The organism is Pseudomonas sp. NFACC25, assembly GCF_900100935.1.
Taxonomy (GTDB): domain Bacteria; phylum Pseudomonadota; class Gammaproteobacteria; order Pseudomonadales; family Pseudomonadaceae; genus Aquipseudomonas; species Aquipseudomonas marginalis.
This window is the reverse complement of record NZ_FMUC01000003.1, coordinates 585,585-603,536: the sequence shown is the minus strand read 5'-3', so window position 1 is coordinate 603,536 and position 17,952 is coordinate 585,585. Positions and strand designations below refer to the sequence as shown.

Here is a 17,952-nt window from a genome sequence, read left to right as displayed (position 1 = left end):
GCTGCCATGTCTATCGCACTGAAACAACCGGACGCGGCCGTTTACCGCGCAACCATCCCCGCCGGCGAACCGTGGCTGATGGAGGTCAAGGCCGGGCAGACCCTGCGCATCCTCGACCTGGAGGGCAACCAGGCCGTCGACACGTTGTTCTACAGCGTGAAAACCCCCCGTGAACGCTACGACGTGCAACGCACGTTGCGCCGGCAGAACAGCGTGTACCTGGGCACCGGCAGCGTGCTGTATTCCAACCTCGGCCAGCCGATGCTGACCATCGTCGATGACACCTGCGGACGCCACGACACCCTCGGCGGCGCCTGCGCCCAAGAGAGCAACACCGTGCGCTACGCCCTGGAAAAACGCTACATGCACAGCTGCCGCGACAACTACCTGCGCGCCTGTGCCCACGACGGCCGCCTGGGCAAAGGCGACATCGGGCCGAACATCAATTTCTTCATGAATGTGCCGGTGACGGCCGACGGCGGGCTGACCTTCGAAGACGGCATTTCCGCCCCCGGCAAGTACGTCGACCTGCGGGCGGAGATGGATGTGATCGTGCTGATCTCCAACTGCCCGCAGTTGAACAACCCATGCAACGCCTACAACCCCACCCCTGCGGAGCTGCTGGTATGGAACTGAAACTCAAGCGCCTGCGCCGTTGGCTGTTTGCCCTGTGCCAATCCCGAGCCGGGCAGTGCATCCGCAAACAATAGCGCGCCAATCTGGGATCCACACTGACTGCACCCACTGCGGACGACCGCAGTGCTCCCCCACTTTGCGGGACGGCCCGCAGGGTTTTGCCATGTTCGAAAAACTGTTGATCGCCAACCGTGGCGCCATCGCCTGCCGCATCCTGCGTACCTTGCGCGAGCTGCAGGTCAAGGGCATCGCCGTGTACGCCGAGGCCGATGCGGCGAGCCTGCATATCCAGCAAGCCGACGAGGCCTACAGCCTCGGTGAAGGCGCAGCGGCCAGTACGTACCTGGCGGTGGACAAAATCCTCGCCACCGCCAAGGCCTGTGGGGCCAAGGCGATCCATCCCGGCTACGGCTTCCTGTCGGAGAACGCCGAGTTTGCCGAAGCCTGTGAAAACGCCGGCATCGCCTTTGTCGGGCCGACGCCGCAACAGCTGCGGGTATTTGGCCTCAAGCACACCGCCCGCGCCCTGGCCAAGCAACACAAGATCCCGCTGCTGGAAGGCACCGAACTGCTCGACAGCCTCGCCTCTGCGTTGCTGGCCGCCGACGCCGTGGGCTACCCGGTGATGCTCAAAAGCACCGCCGGCGGTGGCGGTATCGGCATGCGCGTATGCCGCAGCAGCGTGGAGTTGAGCGAGTCCTTCGAGGCGGTCAAACGCCTGGGGCAGAACAATTTCAGCGATGCCGGCGTGTTTATCGAGAAGTACATCGAGCACGCGCGCCACCTGGAAGTGCAGGTGTTCGGCGACGGCGCCGGTGAAGTGATCGCCCTCGGCGTGCGCGACTGCTCGGTGCAACGGCGCAACCAGAAAGTCCTCGAAGAAACCCCGGCGCCGAACCTGCCCGAAGGCATGGCCGAGGCCCTGTGCGCCGCCGCCATCACCCTGGCCAAGGCCGTGAACTACCGCAGCGCCGGCACCGTGGAATTTATCTATGACAGTGCTGACGGGCGCTTCTACTTCCTCGAAGTGAACACGCGCTTGCAGGTGGAACACGGCGTCACCGAACAGGTATGGGGCGTGGACCTGGTGCGCTGGATGGTGCAACTGGCGGCCGGGGAAATGCCGCCGCTGAACACACTCGAGTTAACCCCCCGGGGCCACGCGATCCAGGCGCGCCTGTATGCCGAAGACCCGGGCCGCGATTTCCAGCCCAGCCCTGGCTTGCTGACCTGTGTGGATTTCCCGCTGGCCGAGGGCCTGCGAATCGACACTTGGGTGGAAGCCGGCTGCGAGATCCCGCCGTACTTCGACCCGATGATCGCCAAGCTCATCACCTGGGCGCCCACCCGCGAACAGGCGCGCCTGGATCTGCACCGGGCGTTGAGTGACAGTCGGTTGTACGGCGTGGAAACCAACCGCGATTACCTGTGCCAAATCCTGCTGGCTCCGCCCTTTGCCAATGGCCGGCCGTGGACGCGGTGCCTGGAAGGCCTGGTCTACGTGGCCGCCACGTTTGAAGTGATCAGCGCAGGCACGCAAACCAGTGTGCAGGACTATCCCGGCCGCCTCGGCTACTGGGCCGTGGGCGTGCCGCCGTCGGGGCCGATGGACAGCCGCGCGCTGCGCCTGGGCAATCGCCTGCTGGGCAACGAGGAGGGAGCAGCGGCGCTGGAAATCACCCTGAGCGGGCCGCTGCTGCGCTTCAATTGCGCGGCGGTGGTCGCCGTGACCGGCGCTGAAATCCCGCTGCGGTTGAATGATCAAGCCGTGCCAATGAACACCGCGTTGTTGATTGAGGCCGGGTCGGTCCTGAGCCTGGGCACCCTCGCCGGCGCCGGGGCGCGCAGTTACCTGTGCCTGCGTGGCGGGCTGCAAGTGCCGGACTATCTGGGCAGCAAAAGCACCTTCACCCTCGGCCAGTTTGGCGGGCATGGCGGGCGCGCCTTGCGGGCGGGCGATGTGTTGCATCTGTTGCCGTTGGAAGACCGGAACGCCGGGCAACAATCAGTCGCTGAACCGCTGCCGGAGGTCCGCACACTGCGGGTGATTTACGGCCCCCACGGCGCACCGGAATACTTCCTGCCGGCGTACATCGACACGTTCTTCGCCACGCAGTGGGAAGTGCATTTCAACTCCAGCCGCACCGGTGTTCGGCTGATCGGGCCCAAGCCATTGTGGGCGCGTACCGATGGCGGTGAAGCGGGGCTGCATCCATCGAACATCCATGACAACCCCTATGCCATCGGCGCGGTGGATTTCACCGGTGACATGCCGGTGATCCTGGGACCGGACGGGCCGAGCCTGGGCGGTTTCGTGTGCCCGGTCACGGTGATCGAGGCGGACCTTTGGCAACTCGGCCAGCTCAAGGCCGGTGACAAGGTTCGCTTTGAACCGGTGGACCTCAAGACCGCCCGCGACCTTGCCCTGAACTGGGATCAAAAGAATGCCGAAACCCTGTGGGAGCAGAGCTTGCTCGCGATGGGACCAACTCGGTCAGCCGCCCGCATCGAGCAATTGGCATCCCCCATCATCCTGGACATCGGCCACGCCGACACCCGCCTGGTCGCGCGCCTCGCCGGCGACACCCACCTGCTGCTGGAAATCGGCGCGCCGGAGCTGGACCTGGTGCTGCGCTTTCGCGCCCATGCCCTGATGCAGGCCCTGGAAACCCGAGCGCTGAAGGGCGTGATCGACCTGACGCCCGGGATCCGCTCGTTGCAGATCCACTACCAGCCGGAACAACTGCCCCTCGCCGACCTGATCGCACTGATCAGCCACGAGTGGACCGCCGTGTGCACCCGGCAAAACCTGCAGGTGCCCTCGCGCATCGTGCACCTGCCGCTGTCCTGGGACGACCCGGCGTGCCAGCTGGGCATCGAAAAATACATGACCACCGTGCGCAAGGACGCCCCGTGGTGCCCGAGCAACCTGGAGTTCATCCGTCGCATCAACGACCTGGCCAACCTCGATGAAGTGCGCCACACCGTGTTCGACGCCAGCTACCTGGTGATGGGCCTGGGCGACGTCTACCTCGGCGCGCCGGTGGCTACGCCGCTGGACCCGCGTCATCGCCTGGTGACCACCAAATACAACCCGGCCCGCACCTGGACCGCCGAAAATTCGGTGGGCATCGGCGGCGCGTATTTGTGCGTGTACGGCATGGAAGGGCCCGGCGGTTATCAGTTTGTCGGGCGCACCTTGCAGATGTGGAACCGCTATCGCGAAGTGGCGGCGTTTGACGGCAAGCCGTGGCTGCTGCGCTTCTTCGATCAGATTCGGTTCTATCCCGTGAGCGCGGATGAGCTGGTACGGATTCGTCGGGATTTCCCCCTGGGACGCTTCGAGCTGGATATCGAGGAGAGCACCCTGAACCTGGCGGATTACCAGGCATTTCTTGCGCGGGAAGCCTCGGGGATCAGTGCTTTTCGTGAACAACAGCAACAGGCGTTCAATGCCGAGCGTGAGCGCTGGATCGTCAGCGGCCAGGCGCATTTCGACAGCGAAGAGCTCGCGGCGCCAGCGGCGCAAGACACGCTGCTCAAGGCCAATGAATACAGCATCGACAGCCCTATCGCCGGCAACCTCTGGCAGGTGCCGGTGGCCGTGGGTGCGCGGGTTGCCGCCGGGGATGTGCTGGTGATTCTGGAGTCGATGAAAATGGAGATCCCGGTGCTGGCGCCCTTTGCCGGGGCGGTGCGGGAAATCCCGGTGCAGCCGGGCAGCGGCATTGGCGCCGGCCAACGGGTCGTGGTGCTGGAACGGGACTGACCGGCGCTGTATCGTGCAGGGACTTCCGAGGCCCTGCCACACCGACCATGACCACGCCAACCCTTTGCCCCGCCTGCGGGGCCCGCAACAATTGCACCCTGGCCGACCCACGCACCGCCGACCAGCCGTGCTGGTGCTACAGCGTCACCATCGACCCGGCGGTGCTTGAAGCGCTGCCCGATGCATTGCGCAACACAGCCTGCCTGTGCCCGCGCTGTGCTCAGGTGGATGAGCAGCTTCGCAATGCGCGTTGACCGTTTCCTCAGCAACCTGCCGCGTTTCAATCGCCAGCAAGTGCGCGTGTTGCTGGTGGAGCGGCGGGTGAAGGTGGATGGCGTGGCAGTCAGCGACCGTCATCATGAAGTGCGCGAATTCAGCCGCGTGTGCGTGGACGATGACGTACTGCAGGTGGGCAAAGCGGCGCGCTATTTCATGCTGCACAAACCCCAGGGCTGCGTCAGCGCGACCTCAGACCCGCAACACCCGACCGTCCTGGACCTGCTGGATGAGCCGGACAAAGACGAGCTGCATATCGCCGGCCGCCTGGATTTCAACACCACCGGCCTGATGCTGATCACCAACGACGGCCAGTGGTCGCGGCGCCTGACGCAACCGCAGACCAAGTTGCCCAAGGTCTATCGGGTAGAGACGGAGCAGGACATCGGCCCCGAATACGCGGCAACCTTTGCAGCGGGCCTTTATTTCGCCTTTGAAGACCTGACCACGCAACCGGCCGAGCTGGAGCTGCTGGGGCCACGCCTGGCCCGGCTGAGCATCATCGAAGGCCGCTATCACCAGGTGAAGCGCATGTTCGGGCACTTCAACAACAAAGTGATCGGCCTGCACCGTGAGCGAATGGGCCCATTGGGCTTGGATGCGGCCCTGGCGCCCGGCAAGTACCGGGCGCTGTCCGAGGAAGAAATCCGACAGGTCTGACGACCGTTCGGCCGGTGATGGCAAAAACCCATTTGCGCGACTTGCGGCATCCCCGGTCTACTGCTTGAATCAAACCGTCAGCCAAATTATGACTGGCGAGTCGCCTATAACCTCCAAGAAACACCTTGCCCCGCCCGCGCTTGATCTACGGGCCTCCCAGGCAAACAGCCCGCCCTAACAACAGCCGTCGGCCAGCCGTCATCGGACCGACATGGGCTCTCATCTTCCAGGCGTATGCCTACCTGTCATAAAGCTCGTGCAGAGTGATCTGCGCGCCCTACCCGCTTGCCAGGAGTCTTACGACATGAGGCCAGAAATCGCTGTGTTGGATATACAGGGTCAGTATCGGGTTTACACGGAGTTCTACCGCGCGGATGCTGCTGAAAAGACCATCATCCTGGTCAACGGCTCGCTGGCCACCACGGCCTCCTTCGCCCAAACCGTGAAAAGCCTGTACCCGCAATTCAATGTGGTTTTGTACGACCAGCCCTACGCCGGTCGCTCCAAAATCCATAACCGTCATGAGCAAATGCTGACGAAGGAAGTCGAAGGCCAGATCCTCCTGGAGCTTATCGACCACTTCGCCGCCGAGCACGTGCTGTCCTTCTCCTGGGGCGGCGCCGCCACCCTGGTGGCCCTCGCCCAGCGGCCACGGCGTGTGGAAAAGGCCGTGATCAGCTCGTTCTCGCCGGTGATCAACGCGCCGATGCGCGACTACCTCGAGCGTGGCGTCGACTACCTCGGCAACCTCGACCGCGACCGCGTCGGGCACTTGATCAACAGCACCATCGGCAAACACCTGCCGTCGCTGTTCAAGCGTTTCAACTACAAGCATGTGAGCAGCCTGGCCGAGCACGAATACGGGCAGATGCATTTTCACATCAGCCAGGTACTGCACAACGACCGCCTGTGCTACCTCAAGGCCGCGCGGCAGATCGATGTGCCGGTGCTGTTTTTGAACGGCGAATGGGACGAATACACCAGCGCCGAGGATGCCAGGCAGTTCGGGCAGTACGTGACGAAGAGCAGCTTCAGCACCATCCAGGCGACGGGGCACTTCCTGGATATGGAGCACAAGGCCGCCTGCCGGGACAGCCGGGACGCGGTGGTGGGCTTTTTGAAACCGGAACGGCAAGCCAGCCGATTGCGTTATCACCAGGGCCAGACGCAGCATGCATTCGCCATCTGAAATGAAGGCTTGCCGTGGCGAACGGACGTGCTCGCCACGGCAAGCTGCACAAATTCCGAAGAAAAACTTCAAATCCCGGCGCACATCTGGTACAAAGTCAGCCGCTCTGAGCGGGTGTCGTATAATGGCATTACTCCAGCTTCCCAAGCTGATAACGAGGGTTCGATTCCCTTCACCCGCTCCACTCAGACATAGATTCCACGCCGGCAGGATTTTGGCGGGGGATGCATAAAAAAACCGGTCCTTGGTGGCCGGTTTTTTTATGGGCTTTCCAGAATCAGCTTTATTGGGGAACGCCTCTACTTATTCTTCCTGCTCACCAGCAACTCAAGCCACCGCCCGGAATCCTTTGATCAGAGTTGCAGTGGACAATATTAGACGCCTAGGATTATTCGTTGACGCCACGAAACCCAACTTAGCCTGGTAATAACTTGCAGCTCTCTGATCTTTAGCATCCACGACTACAAACGCTACGCCCGATTGTTTGGACACCGTATAAACCCGCCTGAAGAAGTCGGACATGAGCCGCTGGCCAAGCCCCACGCCCTGCCTGCTTTTATCAATCGCCAAACGACTCAAAAGCACTGCCGGCATGGGGTATCCGGGCATCCGCTTTTTTTGGTCTTCACTCAGTTCGTCAACCGCAACAGATGCATTCGCCAAAGCATAGTAGCCGAGCAAAATGCCCCTTTCGATGTACATGAATGTTCGAGAAACGTTGCGCTTTTCGTCTTGCCCTGCGTGCTGGGCGATATAAGCGTTTAGCGCTGGGTGAACTTCACAATCGAAAGCAGAACGGTCAATAGACTTGTTAAAATTGACGGTAATGAAATCCATTGAGAGGCCTTAGCGCAAGGCGAGCAATTTTTGCAGAGCCTCTGTCGGCTCTGGTGGCGTATCCAACAGTTGGTGTGCGGTACCGGCATCAAGCACAGTGACGCCGTAAAGGTCCAAATCAAAAGCCATTTCTTCATGCGCGACAGAGCGTACAGCCAGCGCTGCTACAACTTTCTTGAGCTCTGCCAGCTCGCGTTCCACACTCGAAAGATGCGTAGCACGCATTGAACGAGTCTTAAGCCCACTGGTGCGACTGAACGCACTACTTGCCAGGCTTTTCGAGGCATGTCGCTCAACCACCGCGTCGGCGTCTGACAAAGCAGCCGACACCTTGTCGGCGGTCAGCTGCGTGCTTTTTGGTTGAACCGGTTTGTTCACGATGCATCCCTCTGTATTCGTGAATCCTAGCACATTGGACTTTACGCCTATCCTCAGGCCTTGCCTCTCGGACTTGCCCCGACTGAGTGAGATAGAACGCGATACGCCTCCATGTTCACTTCGAACGATTTCGTCCATCTGCCACAGACTTTGCGCCAAACGATCAAATAAGACTTTTTCCACCACTTCTCTCCCCTCTGGTGCTCTGTAAGGCCTGCTCAACCCATTCTCATTTGATCTATGGGGTAGCTTTTTTCGGGACACCAGCACACTCCAAATGCCCTGCATACAGCTGCGGTCAAGCGCGGATAGTCGCTGGCAAACCATAAGTACCTCGTCCAACACGCACAACACCGACGCTTCCGATGATTGCGTAGGCAATGCCCGAAATTTCAACATCCCTCGCGCACTCAAAAACATGTACAAACAATGAATTATGTACAAGTATCAGGCCCAAGCGTTGGCATCGCGCCTCGCACGCTCAAGGAGCCTGGTCATGACGCGTCTATGGGTTTCACTGTTGCTGGCATTGAGTGTGAGCAGCTGCGCCAACGTGGGTGTCGACCACTACGCCGACCAGCAACCGAAACTGGACCTGGAGCGCTTCTTCAGTAAACCGGTGAAAGCCTGGGGCATCTTCCAGAAGCGTTCGGGGGAAGTGGCCAAGCGCTTTGAGGTCGATATTGCCAGCCGGCGCGAGGGCAACGCGTTGATTCTGGATGAGCGTTTCTTGTACAGCGATGGCACGCGCCAGCAACGAGTGTGGACACTGACGCCGGACGGCCCAGGACGCTGGCGCGGACGAGCCGGGGATGTGGTGGGCGAGGCGATCGGCGAAGTGGCGGGTAATGCGCTGCGTTGGCGCTACCGGCTCAACCTGCCGGTGGATGGCTCGGTGTACGAAGTCAGCTTTGACGATTGGATGTACCTGATGGACGAGGACACCTTGATCAACCGCTCGAGCATGTCCAAGTTCGGTGTCGAGTGGGGTCAGGTCACACTGTTCTTTCGTCGCCAATGAGCCACGAGCGAGGGTCAATCATGAATATGCAAATGCTGGCCGAGCTGGCCGGGAAAGGCGAAATACGTGAGCTGGAGTTGCTGTCCCTGGAGGGTGGTTTCTATATCGCTCGCGTCAGGCTGGAGCACATCGAGGCGACGTTACTGGACGATCAGGGCAAGCCGATGCGCATCGGGTCCACCACGCATTTACGCGACCTGTTGCAGCGGGTTCCGCCGTTTCCTTGCGTACTGGTGCAACACTGCGTTCACGATGAAATGTGCGGTACGCGTGAAGGGCCTATCGGTGCGTTGCGCATTCCGTTTTCGCTGGCGGCGACACTGTAAATCCTGGCTCCCCTCCCCCGTGGTATGGGCGGCCTGGGAAGGCAAGCCGTTTACACCGTACGGGTGACCTACGCGGCTCGGTCCACGCGGTCCTGAACAGCCTCGACCAGCAGCAGGCCCAGTTCAATCATTTGCTGAATGGCCAGGGCCAGGTAGCGCTGTTGAGAGGGCAGGCTTTCGACGAACTCGTGGGTCATGGCACCTGCACCGGCGATGGTTTCGTAGGCGTTGGCGAGCAGCGCTTGAGTGTCGATTTCGGGGCGGACGCTGAACAGTTTTACGGATGGATTGCATGAGTCAGTACACATCTGTTGATCCTCGGTAAGGACCACCACCCACAGGGTAAGGGTGGCAGCTGTACGCAGGTTAGTAGACCGGGAAGTTCTTAGAACCGGCGCGCTCGAAAGCGCCCTGCATACAGCTACCGTCAAGCACGGGCACTAAAGTGCCTAACTCAACGAACAGCTACACGCCAAGAACTATATCGGGCTACTAAACCCGACCGCTGATGGGCAGCGGCTGACGAACCTTAAAGAGGCCGTCCAAGGCGCACAACTCGGACGAGTCTGATCGTTGTGTAGGCAATGCCGCAAGGTTCAGACTCATGCTCGAAGCGTGAAGAAATCGAAGCTTTTGGCAACAAATAGCCGTTGAAGAACGTTTGAATTCAACCTACCACTCACATCATTGTCCATGGCCCCAGCCCACCAGAAATGCATACGCAGGTTTGATCATGACTCAGCCATTGACCGCTTTCGATATTGTTGACCTGCTCGACAGCCAGGAAGCCATCCACGAATACCTTTCTCAGGTGATTGCAGAGGGTGATAAATCAGAGTTCCTAAGGGCTGTCGATTTTGCGGCCAAAGCCCGTGAGAAAATCCGGGCAGAACTGGCGATGGTTGAGTCCAGCCGAGAACCTCAGCCGTTCGACTCCGTGGCATTTAAGCAAAAAATTCCAAGTACCCGAGAGTGAGCCTTTTAAGCCTCAACCCCACTCCTCTGCACCACCCACGCCAACGGCAACGTCACACCCAACATCCCCGCCAACACCATCACCGCCACCGGCACGCCAAGCACATCCCCCACTGCACCAAACACCACCGGCGCCAGCGCGCCACCCCCAATCGTGCCGGTGTAGAACAGTGCAAACGCCTGCTCGCGCTTGCCCGCGCCGGCAAGGTCGGGCACGGCGCCGTACAGTACCGAGGAGGTGCCATTAAGCACCAGGCCCAAGAGCGGCAGCATCACCATCAACCCGCTGAGCGGCAGGTACACCGCCGCGACGATCAGCACTGCAGTGCTGGTTTCCGTGATCCACACGGTCTTCATCATGCCGATGCGTGCGCCGAGGTAGCCGCAGAACAGTTTGCCGAAGGCACCACCGATGAACAGCAAGGTGAGGGCGAGGCCGATGCCAGCAGTACCGGCGCCTTTGGCTTGCAGCAGGAACGGCAGGAAAGTGAGAAATCCCATGCGCACGGCGCTGTCGAGGGTGCCGGTGAGGATCAGCGCGCGCAGGCCCGTGGCGGAGCCGCTACCCCTGAGGGACTTGGCTGTTTTTGTGGCGGTGGATTCGGATGCTTGAGCAGGAATCAGCCACCACAACAGCCCCGCCGCCGCCAGGCCAAGCAGGCCCAGCAACGTGGCGCTGGCCCGCCAACTGATGACGGTGAGCAGCAGCCCGACCAGACCAGGAATCAAGGTTTTGCCGATATCGCCGGAGAAGTTGTACTGGGACAGCGCCTGCTTGATCCCACCGCCGTCCTCGTAGGCGTCGGTGATCATCGACGAGGCCAATGGGTGCTGGGTGCTGGCGCCCAGGCCGCCGAGCAGCAGCGCCACCAGCAACACGCTCAGCCCTGTAGCCTGCCCCACCAACAAGTAGGCAGTACCCGCCAGCGCCGTGCCGCCCACCAGCATCGGTGTGCGGCCCCAGCGTCTGGCGGCGCGGCTGGCCAGCAATTGGAACACGGCCATCACCCCGGAATAGGCACCACGCAGCAGGCCGATCTGGGCGTAGGACAAGGCGAACTGAGCCTGCCAGACAGGCAGCAAAACGTAGATCACATCAGTGAGCCCATCATGCACGGCATGGGCGCTGCAACCGGCGCACAAGGCGCGACGGCGCGTCGATGATTCGGGCGAAGGCACAGCGACTGTGTCGTTCATGGTGCAGGAATCAGCTCAGGTTTAAGAGGCTTCCAGCCGGTCAAGGCGATCAACAAGGTCAGCAGCTGGAAACCGATGATCAGCACCACGCAACCGGCCCAGCCCCAACGTTCCCAGATCAGCGCCGGGACAATGGCGCCACCACTGCCGCCCAGGTAATAACAGGTGAGATACACACCGACAGCGCCCGTCTTGTTATCGCCCGCGGTAGCGGTGATAAACCCATTGGCGGCCGCTTGGGCGAGGAACACACCGGTGGAACTGAACGCCAGGCCGACTACGATGCACCAGAGGGAGGGCATCAGGGTCAACGCCGAACCACTGACGCCCAGCACGGCGGCGACACCCAGCAGTTGGGCATGGGGCCGGGCTTTGCTGAGGCGTCCGGCGATGGGGATCACGATCAACGCCAACAGAAACACCATGTACAGCGTCCCCAACGCCGCAGGCCCGAGGTTGAACGGCGGCAGGCCCAAGTACAAACCTGCGTAGGTAAACGCCGCGACTTGCGAAAACAACACGCAGAAACCTACGGCGTATGCGGCCAACAGCGGCTGGCGAAATACACCTGACGAGGAGGCTTTAACCTGCACGGTCCGCGGACGGTTGGCCGGCAACAGAAACTGGATGAATCCGCCGACCATCAAGCTCAGCACCGCGAGCACTTCAAAGGCCTCACGCCAGCCCACATACTCGGTCATGACTCCGGTGACGAAGCGCCCGGCGAACCCGCCCAACACGGTGCCCGCGACGTAGAGACTCGTCACCTCCGTGACCGTGCCGCCGCTCCAGCGGTCGCCGATGTAGGCCACACTGGTGGCGAACAGCACCGGGATCAGCATGCCCTCGACAAAGCGCCACACCAGCACTTCGGCAAAGCTGTCGGCATAAGCGGTCATCAATGCCGGCACCGCCAGCAACACAGCGGCCACCGAGATCACCGTGCGTTGTGCAAAACGTCCGGTCAGGCGACTGACGAAAGGTGCCGTGATCGCCACCGCCAGGGTGGTGACGGTGATGCTCCAGCCCGCCTCCTTGGCACTGATATGAAAGTGCGCGGCAAACGTCTGGAGGATGCTTTGGGTCGCATAGAGGTTGAGAAACGCCGCGCAGCCACACAGGAACAGGGCAAGGCGGGCACAATGCAGGCGCGGTTTCATGAAACCTCTCGTTTTATTTTGAAAGGTCTTTATAGAATGGCCGGCGGGTCTTAAACCAATACCGAATTCCGACCGATTGATACCCAAGGATCAGGATGCTCGACCTACGCAAGCTGCGTTACTTTCTGACCGTCGCCGAAGAATTGCACTTCGGTCGCGCGGCCCTGCGCCTGCACCTCGCCCAGCCGCCTTTGACCCGGCATATTTCAGCGCTGGAGGCAGAGTTGGGTTTCAAGCTGTTCGATCGCACCAGCCGCACCGTGACCCTCACCGCACAGGGACGCTCGTTCTTGCCCTATGCACGTGGCGTGTTGGAACAGGTGGAGTTGGCTCAGGTGATTGCCGGGAAGTTGGCAGCAGGGACAGCGGGTCAACTGGCCTTGGGCTACGTCAGCTCGATTGCCCTGTCGGACCTGTTCAGCCAATCGATCCAGGCCTTCGCCCAACGCTTTCCCGATGTACAACTGACCCTGGTGGAATGCGCCTCCGGCAGTCTCGGTGCGCAAGTGGCCGATGGACGGCTGGATATTGGGTTGAGCCGGCTGTTGCCACAAAACGACGCAGTGCAAACGCTGTCGTTGGGCGAGGAACCCTTGGTGGCAGCGGTGTCGAGTGACAGCCCGTTGGCCTGCCAGGCCGACATCAGCCTGGCGCAGCTCAGTGCCTATCCTTTGATTCTGTTTCCAGCCGATTACGGCTCGGGGCTGAACCAGTCCATCGAGCAGCTTTACCGCCACCATGGCGTGCCCCTGCATGCCGGACCGACCGGACGGCAGATCACTTCGATCATTGCACTGGTGGCCGCCGGGCAAGGGGTGGCGCTGGTACCGGCCTGTACCCGGAGTTTGATGAACAAAGGCGTGACTTATCGGCCTTTGGTGGAGGCGGATGCGTGTGCGCAGTTGTTGGTGTTGACGCCGACCGAAAGACACAGTGTGTTGATTGACGCGTTTCTTGCCGTTATAGGAGAGGCATTACACATCCGGCAATGACCCGAAAAACCTCGCAATACCTCCCCACAGCGCCGATCCCACTGGCTTTTACACTGCATTCACCACCTGCCGAAATACCGGCCATCGAAGACTGGTAGGTAGAGTGTTGATAATTTATTTTCAGTGGTTATAGTCACCACCAACACACACCACAAGGAGGTGCTGTGGATAGCCGATACTTGATAGGTCACATCGTCGCAGACGGCTGGTACCTGGTGCGCATCAGAGGCAGTCATCACCACTTCAAGCACCCGACGAAGCCTGGCTTGGTGACGATCCCCCATCCAAAGAAAGACCTGTTGGACAAGACCGCCAAGAGCATTTTGAAACAAACTCTGTTGAGTTAATCGTCCCTGGAGGACAACGAACATGCTGTACCCCATCGCAATTTCAACCGGTGACCACGATCACGCCTGGGGCGTGGAAGTCCCGGATATTCCCGGTTGCTACTCTGCCGGCGACGACCTGGACGACGCCATGGCCATGGCGCGCGAAGCCATCGAAGGGCACTTCGAAATCCTCGCGGAAGACGGCGCGCCGATCCCGAGCGCCCAGAAGGTCACCGTGCATGCCGCCAACCCTCAGTACGCCGGCTGCACTTGGGCGGTTGTAGACATCGATGTCACCAAGTACCTGGGCAAGGCGCAAAAACTCAACATCACGTTGCCGGGCTACCTGCTCAACCGCATCGATGAATACGTACTGCACCACCCGGAGGAAAAAAGCCGCTCCGGCTTCCTCGCGTCGGCGGCGCTCAAGGTGCTGCAACAGGATCGGTAGCTGCAACGGGAGCAAAGTCTGAATGCGGCACTGCATCCATAGCGTGATGATGTCGCTTCATTGAGCTTGCGGCCCCAGGGTTATTGCCATGATTGAACCCAAACAACCCACATCCACACCTGTTCTGCGCCAAGTACTCGGCTGGGTGCTGGTGTTGCCACTGCTGGTCGCGCTGGTGCGACTTCCGTACCCCTTGGGGCTGGGGCTGGCGCTCGGATCCATCGCCGCATCCGTCTACGGCGTAGTGTTTGCCAGGCGCCATGCCAGCCGAGGCGTCACCGCATTCGCTGCAATCGTCACGCTGTTCAATCTGATTTCCCTGGTCGCCATCGGGGAGGCCTCAGTCATCATGGGGCTCTACAGGATTTCCTGGTTCTACTGGTACCCGTACTATTCCAACTGGGTTTACTGGAATGTCCAGGGCCAGTGAGAATTCCACCGCAAGAAACGTAGTGTTCAGTCCGGCGGATGGCAATACCGTAGGCCTGTAGCGTTTAACAACTGCCCCTCGAGGAGCCCGCTCATGTCTTACGAATACAAGCTCATGCCCTCCCCTGTCGGTGAGCTCACCCTGGTGGCGCGCGATGGCAAGCTCAGTGCCATCCTGTGGGAAGTCGAGCGCGCCAACCGTGTGCGCCTGGGTCAATTGCACGAAGCCAACGACAGCCCGGTGCTGTTGGAAACCGAGCGCCAGTTGAAGGAGTACTTTGCGGGGACTCGCCACACATTCGACCTGGAACTGGATTTCACCGGTACCGCCTTTCAGAAGCAGGTCTGGCAGGCGCTGCTGACTATTCCTTTTGGCGAAACCCGCAGCTACAGCCAGATCGCCCGGCAAATTGGCAACCCGAAAGCCGTACGAGCCGTGGGCGCCGCCAATGGGCGTAATCCCATCTCGATCATTGCGCCGTGCCATCGAGTGATTGGTGCCTCGGGCACCTTGACCGGGTTTGCCGGAGGACTCGACGCCAAGCAGTATCTGTTGACGCTTGAGGACTGCAGCCAGGTGAAAATGAGCTTCTGATCAGGCAATTGCAACCGGCCCTCGAGTAAAAGCCTGGTAATCGAATAAGCCTTCGAAACCCAGCTTGCGATACAGCGAGATCCCCTCCATCGTCGCTTCAAGAAAACAGCGCCGGGCCCCCAGGCTTGCAGCGTGAAGCAGGGCGGCTTGAAGCAATCGCGTGCCATAACCTCTTGCGCGAAAATCCACGAGCGTGCCGAAATCGCTAAGCCGTGCCTCTCCATTCCACATGGATAAAGTCAACGAACACCTCACCTGCCCCTCGGTGGAAAGGATGAAGTGGTAAAGCGATTGGCCCGTTTCAAGGGCCCGCTGGTGCCGGGCCTGATAACGTGCAACACCCTCGGGCGCCATCGAAAACGCATTGCCAAGGGGAACTGCCCAGTGGGCCAGGTTCCGAGTCAAGCTGATCTGCACCGAGCGGTCATCCGTAGATAAAACAAAACCCGACAGATCGAGGACCATCGCAGTGGTCTTTTCGGCAGGCTGAAAGCCCAGCCCGATGAGGGCCTCGGCTACCGCACCGACCTTTTCCTCATGAATCACGACGCGCGTATCCAGGAAAATACGACGAAGCAGGTCCAGGGGCGCTGTCATAGCCCCCCCCAGCGGGGCACTGCCGACCCGGATAAACAACAGGTTCCACGGGTCGAAATATTCGCCGGTAAAGTAAGCGTTGATACAGGCGTTGTAGCGGCGATGCAGCGAGCACGTCGCGGCGAAATAATGATCTTCGGTCTGGTGATAAAGCGTAGGCAGGTCGCAGGCGGTATCAGCGTGCATGGGAATTTCCGCATAAAAACCCAGTCTTGCGCCTATCGCTGCAGAGCGCCGTAGGCTCACTCCTAAGAACCGTGCAGAAAACGCACGATGTTGCTCACACCCTAAGTTGTAAAAAGAAATTTCAGAGCGTGCCTGCGGTCAGTATTTTCATCACTCACCTTTAAGGAAAACGGTCATGAAATTCTCTGCAGTCTCACAATCCCTGTCCCGTTGGGCAGGCAGTGCCCGGACGTTCTATGCGGCGGTCGCGTTGATTTTCCTGTGGAGCTTGAGCGGTCCGTACTTCCACTACAACGACACCTGGCAGTTGATCATCAACACCTCGACCACCATCATCACCTTCCTGATGGTGTTCCTGATCCAGAACACCCAAAACCGCGATAACGACATCCTGCACATCAAGATCGATGAACTGCTGCGGGTCTCCAAGGATGCGCAGAACGCCGTGCTGAGCCTGGACGGCCTGGACCGCAAGGAACTGGAAAAACTGCGCCAGGAATACCGCAGCATCGGCAACACCGGCACCGTCAGCCTGAACAGCAGCTGTGGCCACGCGGCCGACGATGCGGCCCCGAACAAGACCGATCTGAACCAGGCATAAAAAAACGGCGGTTGGACATGATCCAACCGCCGTTTTTTATATCAAGCGAAAGGCTCAACCGTCGCCTTGATGGCCCTTACCGTAGGTCGAGGCCAGGGCTCGGGCCTTTTGCAGACGTTCTTCCAGCTTGGGCAGCGTCTCATCCACCAGTGCCTTGATTTCCGGCACATCCGAGGCCGCCCCTTCGCGCTTGAACAGGGCAATGGCGTCTTCGTTTTCCTTCACTTGCTGCGCGGTGTAGGCCGCGTCGAAGGAGTCGCCGTCCTTGAGTTCGGGCATCAGGGTTTCGGCCTTGTCGACGATCTTCTCCCGTGGGGCCACGGGCAGGTCGAGCTTCTTGGCGATCGCCGCCAAATGCTGGTTGGCCAGGGTGCGCTCGTTGATCACCTCGATGGTGTAGTCCTTGATTTCCTGGGACGAGGTCTTGGCGTGGGCCATGCGACTGGTTTCGATATCGGCCATGCCTTTGGCCGAAGCCTGCTCGATGAATTCAGCAGGCGACTGGGCGAAAGCATTGCTGGCGCCGAGGCCCAGCAGCATCGCGAAACTGGCGGTGCGTAACCGGATAGCCATGCGGCTCATGATGGGTTCCTCCAGGGCAAAAATAAGTGCGGGGAAAGACACCTCGCCCTGAATTCGAATTTTCAGGGCGGCAAAGGTTTAGAAAAAACTTGCCCGTGCGACGAACGGTCGTGCCCAGTCAGGCCGGTTTGCTGCCGAACAGGCCTGGCAGCGCATGGGCCAGGGCATTGATGGCGAAGCCGATAAACATCACGCCGCAAAGCCTGGTGATGAGGATTTCGTGGCGCTGATACACCGTGCGCACCCGCTGGGCACCGACCACGCCGATCAGGATCGCGTAGGCCAACAGGCCACCGACGAAGCTCAGGAAGATCAACGCCGGCAGCATCGACCAGGTCAGCAATTCGGCGCGGCTGGACAGCAATGCAGTAAATGTCGCCACGGCCACCGGATACGCCTTGGGGTTGGTCAAGCCGAACAGGATGCCGTGCCAGAACGGATGCCGCGCCGCGCCCTGGGGGGCTTCACTGCTGCGACGCTGGGTACGAATCGCGCGCCAGCCGAGCCAGAACAGGTACAGCCCACTGAGCACGCCGAGCACATCGAACGCGCTGCTGCCGACTTCCCGCGCGCCCACAATCGCGATCAGCGCCGTACTGCACCACAGCACATCGCCGAGCAAGTGCCCGCACAGAAACCCCGCCCCGGCACGACGCCCCCGGGCGGCGCCGATGCCAAACACCGCCAATACGCCGGGGCCAGGCGTAATACCGTAGATAAAACCCGAAGCGAGGACGGCGAGCAGCAAGGAGGGGGTCATGGGCGC

At 60.5% G+C, this 17,952-nt stretch carries 22 protein-coding genes and 1 tRNA gene; 15 read left to right on the top strand and 8 right to left on the bottom strand.

The window, feature by feature from the left end:
- The first annotated feature begins 6 nt into the window (after window positions 1–6).
- The 6 genes from BLQ09_RS10510 (at window position 7) to BLQ09_RS10485 (ending at window position 6,714) form a co-directional block, all read left to right on the top strand.
- Window positions 7–636, top strand: coding sequence for an urea amidolyase associated protein UAAP2 (locus tag BLQ09_RS10510; protein ID WP_092356551.1), 630 nt, complete (start codon window positions 7–9; stop codon window positions 634–636).
- Between the two features lie 163 nt (window positions 637–799).
- Entirely contained in the window at window positions 800–4,405 is a 3,606-nt protein-coding gene (gene uca, locus BLQ09_RS10505) for an urea carboxylase (RefSeq protein WP_092356548.1), read from the top strand.
- Window positions 4,406–4,452: 47 nt separating this feature from the next.
- Window positions 4,453–4,659, top strand: coding sequence for a cysteine-rich CWC family protein (locus BLQ09_RS10500; protein WP_027604340.1), 207 nt, complete (start codon window positions 4,453–4,455; stop codon window positions 4,657–4,659).
- Window positions 4,649–5,341 (top strand): pseudouridine synthase, encoded by a 693-nt coding sequence (locus tag BLQ09_RS10495; RefSeq protein WP_027604341.1) that lies wholly within the window; start codon window positions 4,649–4,651, stop codon window positions 5,339–5,341. Before BLQ09_RS10500 ends, BLQ09_RS10495 begins: the two co-directional genes overlap by 11 nt.
- 304 nt (window positions 5,342–5,645) lie before the next feature.
- Window positions 5,646–6,530 carry an alpha/beta fold hydrolase gene (locus BLQ09_RS10490; RefSeq protein ID WP_027604342.1) on the top strand — a complete coding sequence of 295 codons (885 nt, stop codon included), beginning with the start codon at window positions 5,646–5,648 and terminating at the stop codon, window positions 6,528–6,530.
- A gap of 110 nt (window positions 6,531–6,640) precedes the next feature.
- Window positions 6,641–6,714 (top strand) — tRNA-Gly (locus BLQ09_RS10485).
- A gap of 143 nt (window positions 6,715–6,857) precedes the next feature.
- On the opposite strand, the gene BLQ09_RS10480 is transcribed toward BLQ09_RS10485, so the two are convergent.
- Window positions 6,858–7,367, bottom strand: a complete 510-nt coding sequence (locus tag BLQ09_RS10480) for a GNAT family N-acetyltransferase (RefSeq protein WP_092356545.1) — start codon at window positions 7,365–7,367, stop codon at window positions 6,858–6,860.
- A gap of 9 nt (window positions 7,368–7,376) precedes the next feature.
- Window positions 7,377–7,745, bottom strand: a complete 369-nt coding sequence (locus BLQ09_RS30960; protein ID WP_133822129.1) for a hypothetical protein — start codon at window positions 7,743–7,745, stop codon at window positions 7,377–7,379.
- A gap of 496 nt (window positions 7,746–8,241) precedes the next feature.
- On the opposite strand from BLQ09_RS30960, the gene BLQ09_RS10470 reads away from it, so the two are divergent.
- Together BLQ09_RS10470 and BLQ09_RS10465 are read left to right on the top strand one after the other, a co-directional pair.
- A complete protein-coding gene (locus BLQ09_RS10470; protein WP_027604345.1) occupies window positions 8,242–8,766 on the top strand; it encodes a DUF3833 domain-containing protein in 525 nt (174 codons plus the stop codon).
- A gap of 20 nt (window positions 8,767–8,786) precedes the next feature.
- Entirely contained in the window at window positions 8,787–9,092 is a 306-nt protein-coding gene (locus tag BLQ09_RS10465; RefSeq protein WP_092356542.1) for a DUF6482 family protein, read from the top strand.
- Between the two features lie 68 nt (window positions 9,093–9,160).
- On the opposite strand, the gene BLQ09_RS10460 is transcribed toward BLQ09_RS10465, so the two are convergent.
- Complete coding sequence (locus BLQ09_RS10460; protein WP_027604347.1) at window positions 9,161–9,400, bottom strand: DUF6124 family protein; 240 nt, start codon at window positions 9,398–9,400, stop codon at window positions 9,161–9,163.
- Window positions 9,401–9,825: 425 nt separating this feature from the next.
- Between BLQ09_RS10460 and BLQ09_RS31240 the strand changes: the two genes are divergently transcribed.
- Entirely contained in the window at window positions 9,826–10,068 is a 243-nt protein-coding gene (locus BLQ09_RS31240; RefSeq protein ID WP_051429321.1) for a helix-turn-helix domain-containing transcriptional regulator, read from the top strand.
- Between the two features lie 5 nt (window positions 10,069–10,073).
- On the opposite strand, the gene BLQ09_RS10450 is transcribed toward BLQ09_RS31240, so the two are convergent.
- Complete coding sequence (locus BLQ09_RS10450) at window positions 10,074–11,264, bottom strand: MFS transporter (RefSeq protein ID WP_092356539.1); 1,191 nt, start codon at window positions 11,262–11,264, stop codon at window positions 10,074–10,076.
- Entirely contained in the window at window positions 11,261–12,424 is a 1,164-nt protein-coding gene (locus BLQ09_RS10445; RefSeq protein ID WP_092356536.1) for an MFS transporter, read from the bottom strand. Before BLQ09_RS10445 ends, BLQ09_RS10450 begins: the two co-directional genes overlap by 4 nt.
- Window positions 12,425–12,519: 95 nt before the next feature.
- Between BLQ09_RS10445 and BLQ09_RS10440 the strand changes: the two genes are divergently transcribed.
- From BLQ09_RS10440 to BLQ09_RS10420, 5 genes are all read left to right on the top strand, one after another.
- Window positions 12,520–13,416: a LysR family transcriptional regulator gene (locus BLQ09_RS10440; RefSeq protein ID WP_027604350.1), complete on the top strand. Its 897-nt coding sequence runs from the start codon at window positions 12,520–12,522 to the stop codon at window positions 13,414–13,416.
- Window positions 13,417–13,580: 164 nt separating this feature from the next.
- Complete coding sequence (locus BLQ09_RS10435; protein WP_092356533.1) at window positions 13,581–13,763, top strand: type II toxin-antitoxin system HicA family toxin; 183 nt, start codon at window positions 13,581–13,583, stop codon at window positions 13,761–13,763.
- A gap of 22 nt (window positions 13,764–13,785) precedes the next feature.
- The gene (locus BLQ09_RS10430) at window positions 13,786–14,196 is read left to right on the top strand and encodes a type II toxin-antitoxin system HicB family antitoxin (protein WP_027604351.1); all 411 of its coding nucleotides are present in this window, start codon (window positions 13,786–13,788) and stop codon (window positions 14,194–14,196) included.
- Window positions 14,197–14,284: 88 nt separating this feature from the next.
- Window positions 14,285–14,626 (top strand): hypothetical protein, encoded by a 342-nt coding sequence (locus tag BLQ09_RS10425; protein ID WP_027604352.1) that lies wholly within the window; start codon window positions 14,285–14,287, stop codon window positions 14,624–14,626.
- Window positions 14,627–14,719: 93 nt separating this feature from the next.
- A complete protein-coding gene (locus BLQ09_RS10420; protein WP_027604353.1) occupies window positions 14,720–15,220 on the top strand; it encodes a methylated-DNA--[protein]-cysteine S-methyltransferase in 501 nt (166 codons plus the stop codon).
- On the opposite strand, the gene BLQ09_RS10415 is transcribed toward BLQ09_RS10420, so the two are convergent.
- Complete coding sequence (locus tag BLQ09_RS10415; RefSeq protein WP_027604354.1) at window positions 15,221–16,003, bottom strand: GNAT family N-acetyltransferase; 783 nt, start codon at window positions 16,001–16,003, stop codon at window positions 15,221–15,223.
- A 175-nt stretch (window positions 16,004–16,178) separates the two neighbouring features.
- On the opposite strand from BLQ09_RS10415, the gene BLQ09_RS10410 reads away from it, so the two are divergent.
- Complete coding sequence (locus tag BLQ09_RS10410) at window positions 16,179–16,604, top strand: low affinity iron permease family protein (protein ID WP_027604355.1); 426 nt, start codon at window positions 16,179–16,181, stop codon at window positions 16,602–16,604.
- Between the two features lie 54 nt (window positions 16,605–16,658).
- On the opposite strand, the gene BLQ09_RS10405 is transcribed toward BLQ09_RS10410, so the two are convergent.
- Together BLQ09_RS10405 and BLQ09_RS10400 are read right to left on the bottom strand one after the other, a co-directional pair.
- Window positions 16,659–17,186: a DUF4142 domain-containing protein gene (locus tag BLQ09_RS10405; RefSeq protein ID WP_027604356.1), complete on the bottom strand. Its 528-nt coding sequence runs from the start codon at window positions 17,184–17,186 to the stop codon at window positions 16,659–16,661.
- A 118-nt stretch (window positions 17,187–17,304) separates the two neighbouring features.
- A complete protein-coding gene (locus BLQ09_RS10400; protein ID WP_027604357.1) occupies window positions 17,305–17,946 on the bottom strand; it encodes a LysE family translocator in 642 nt (213 codons plus the stop codon).
- Between the last annotated feature and the right edge of the window lie 6 nt (window positions 17,947–17,952).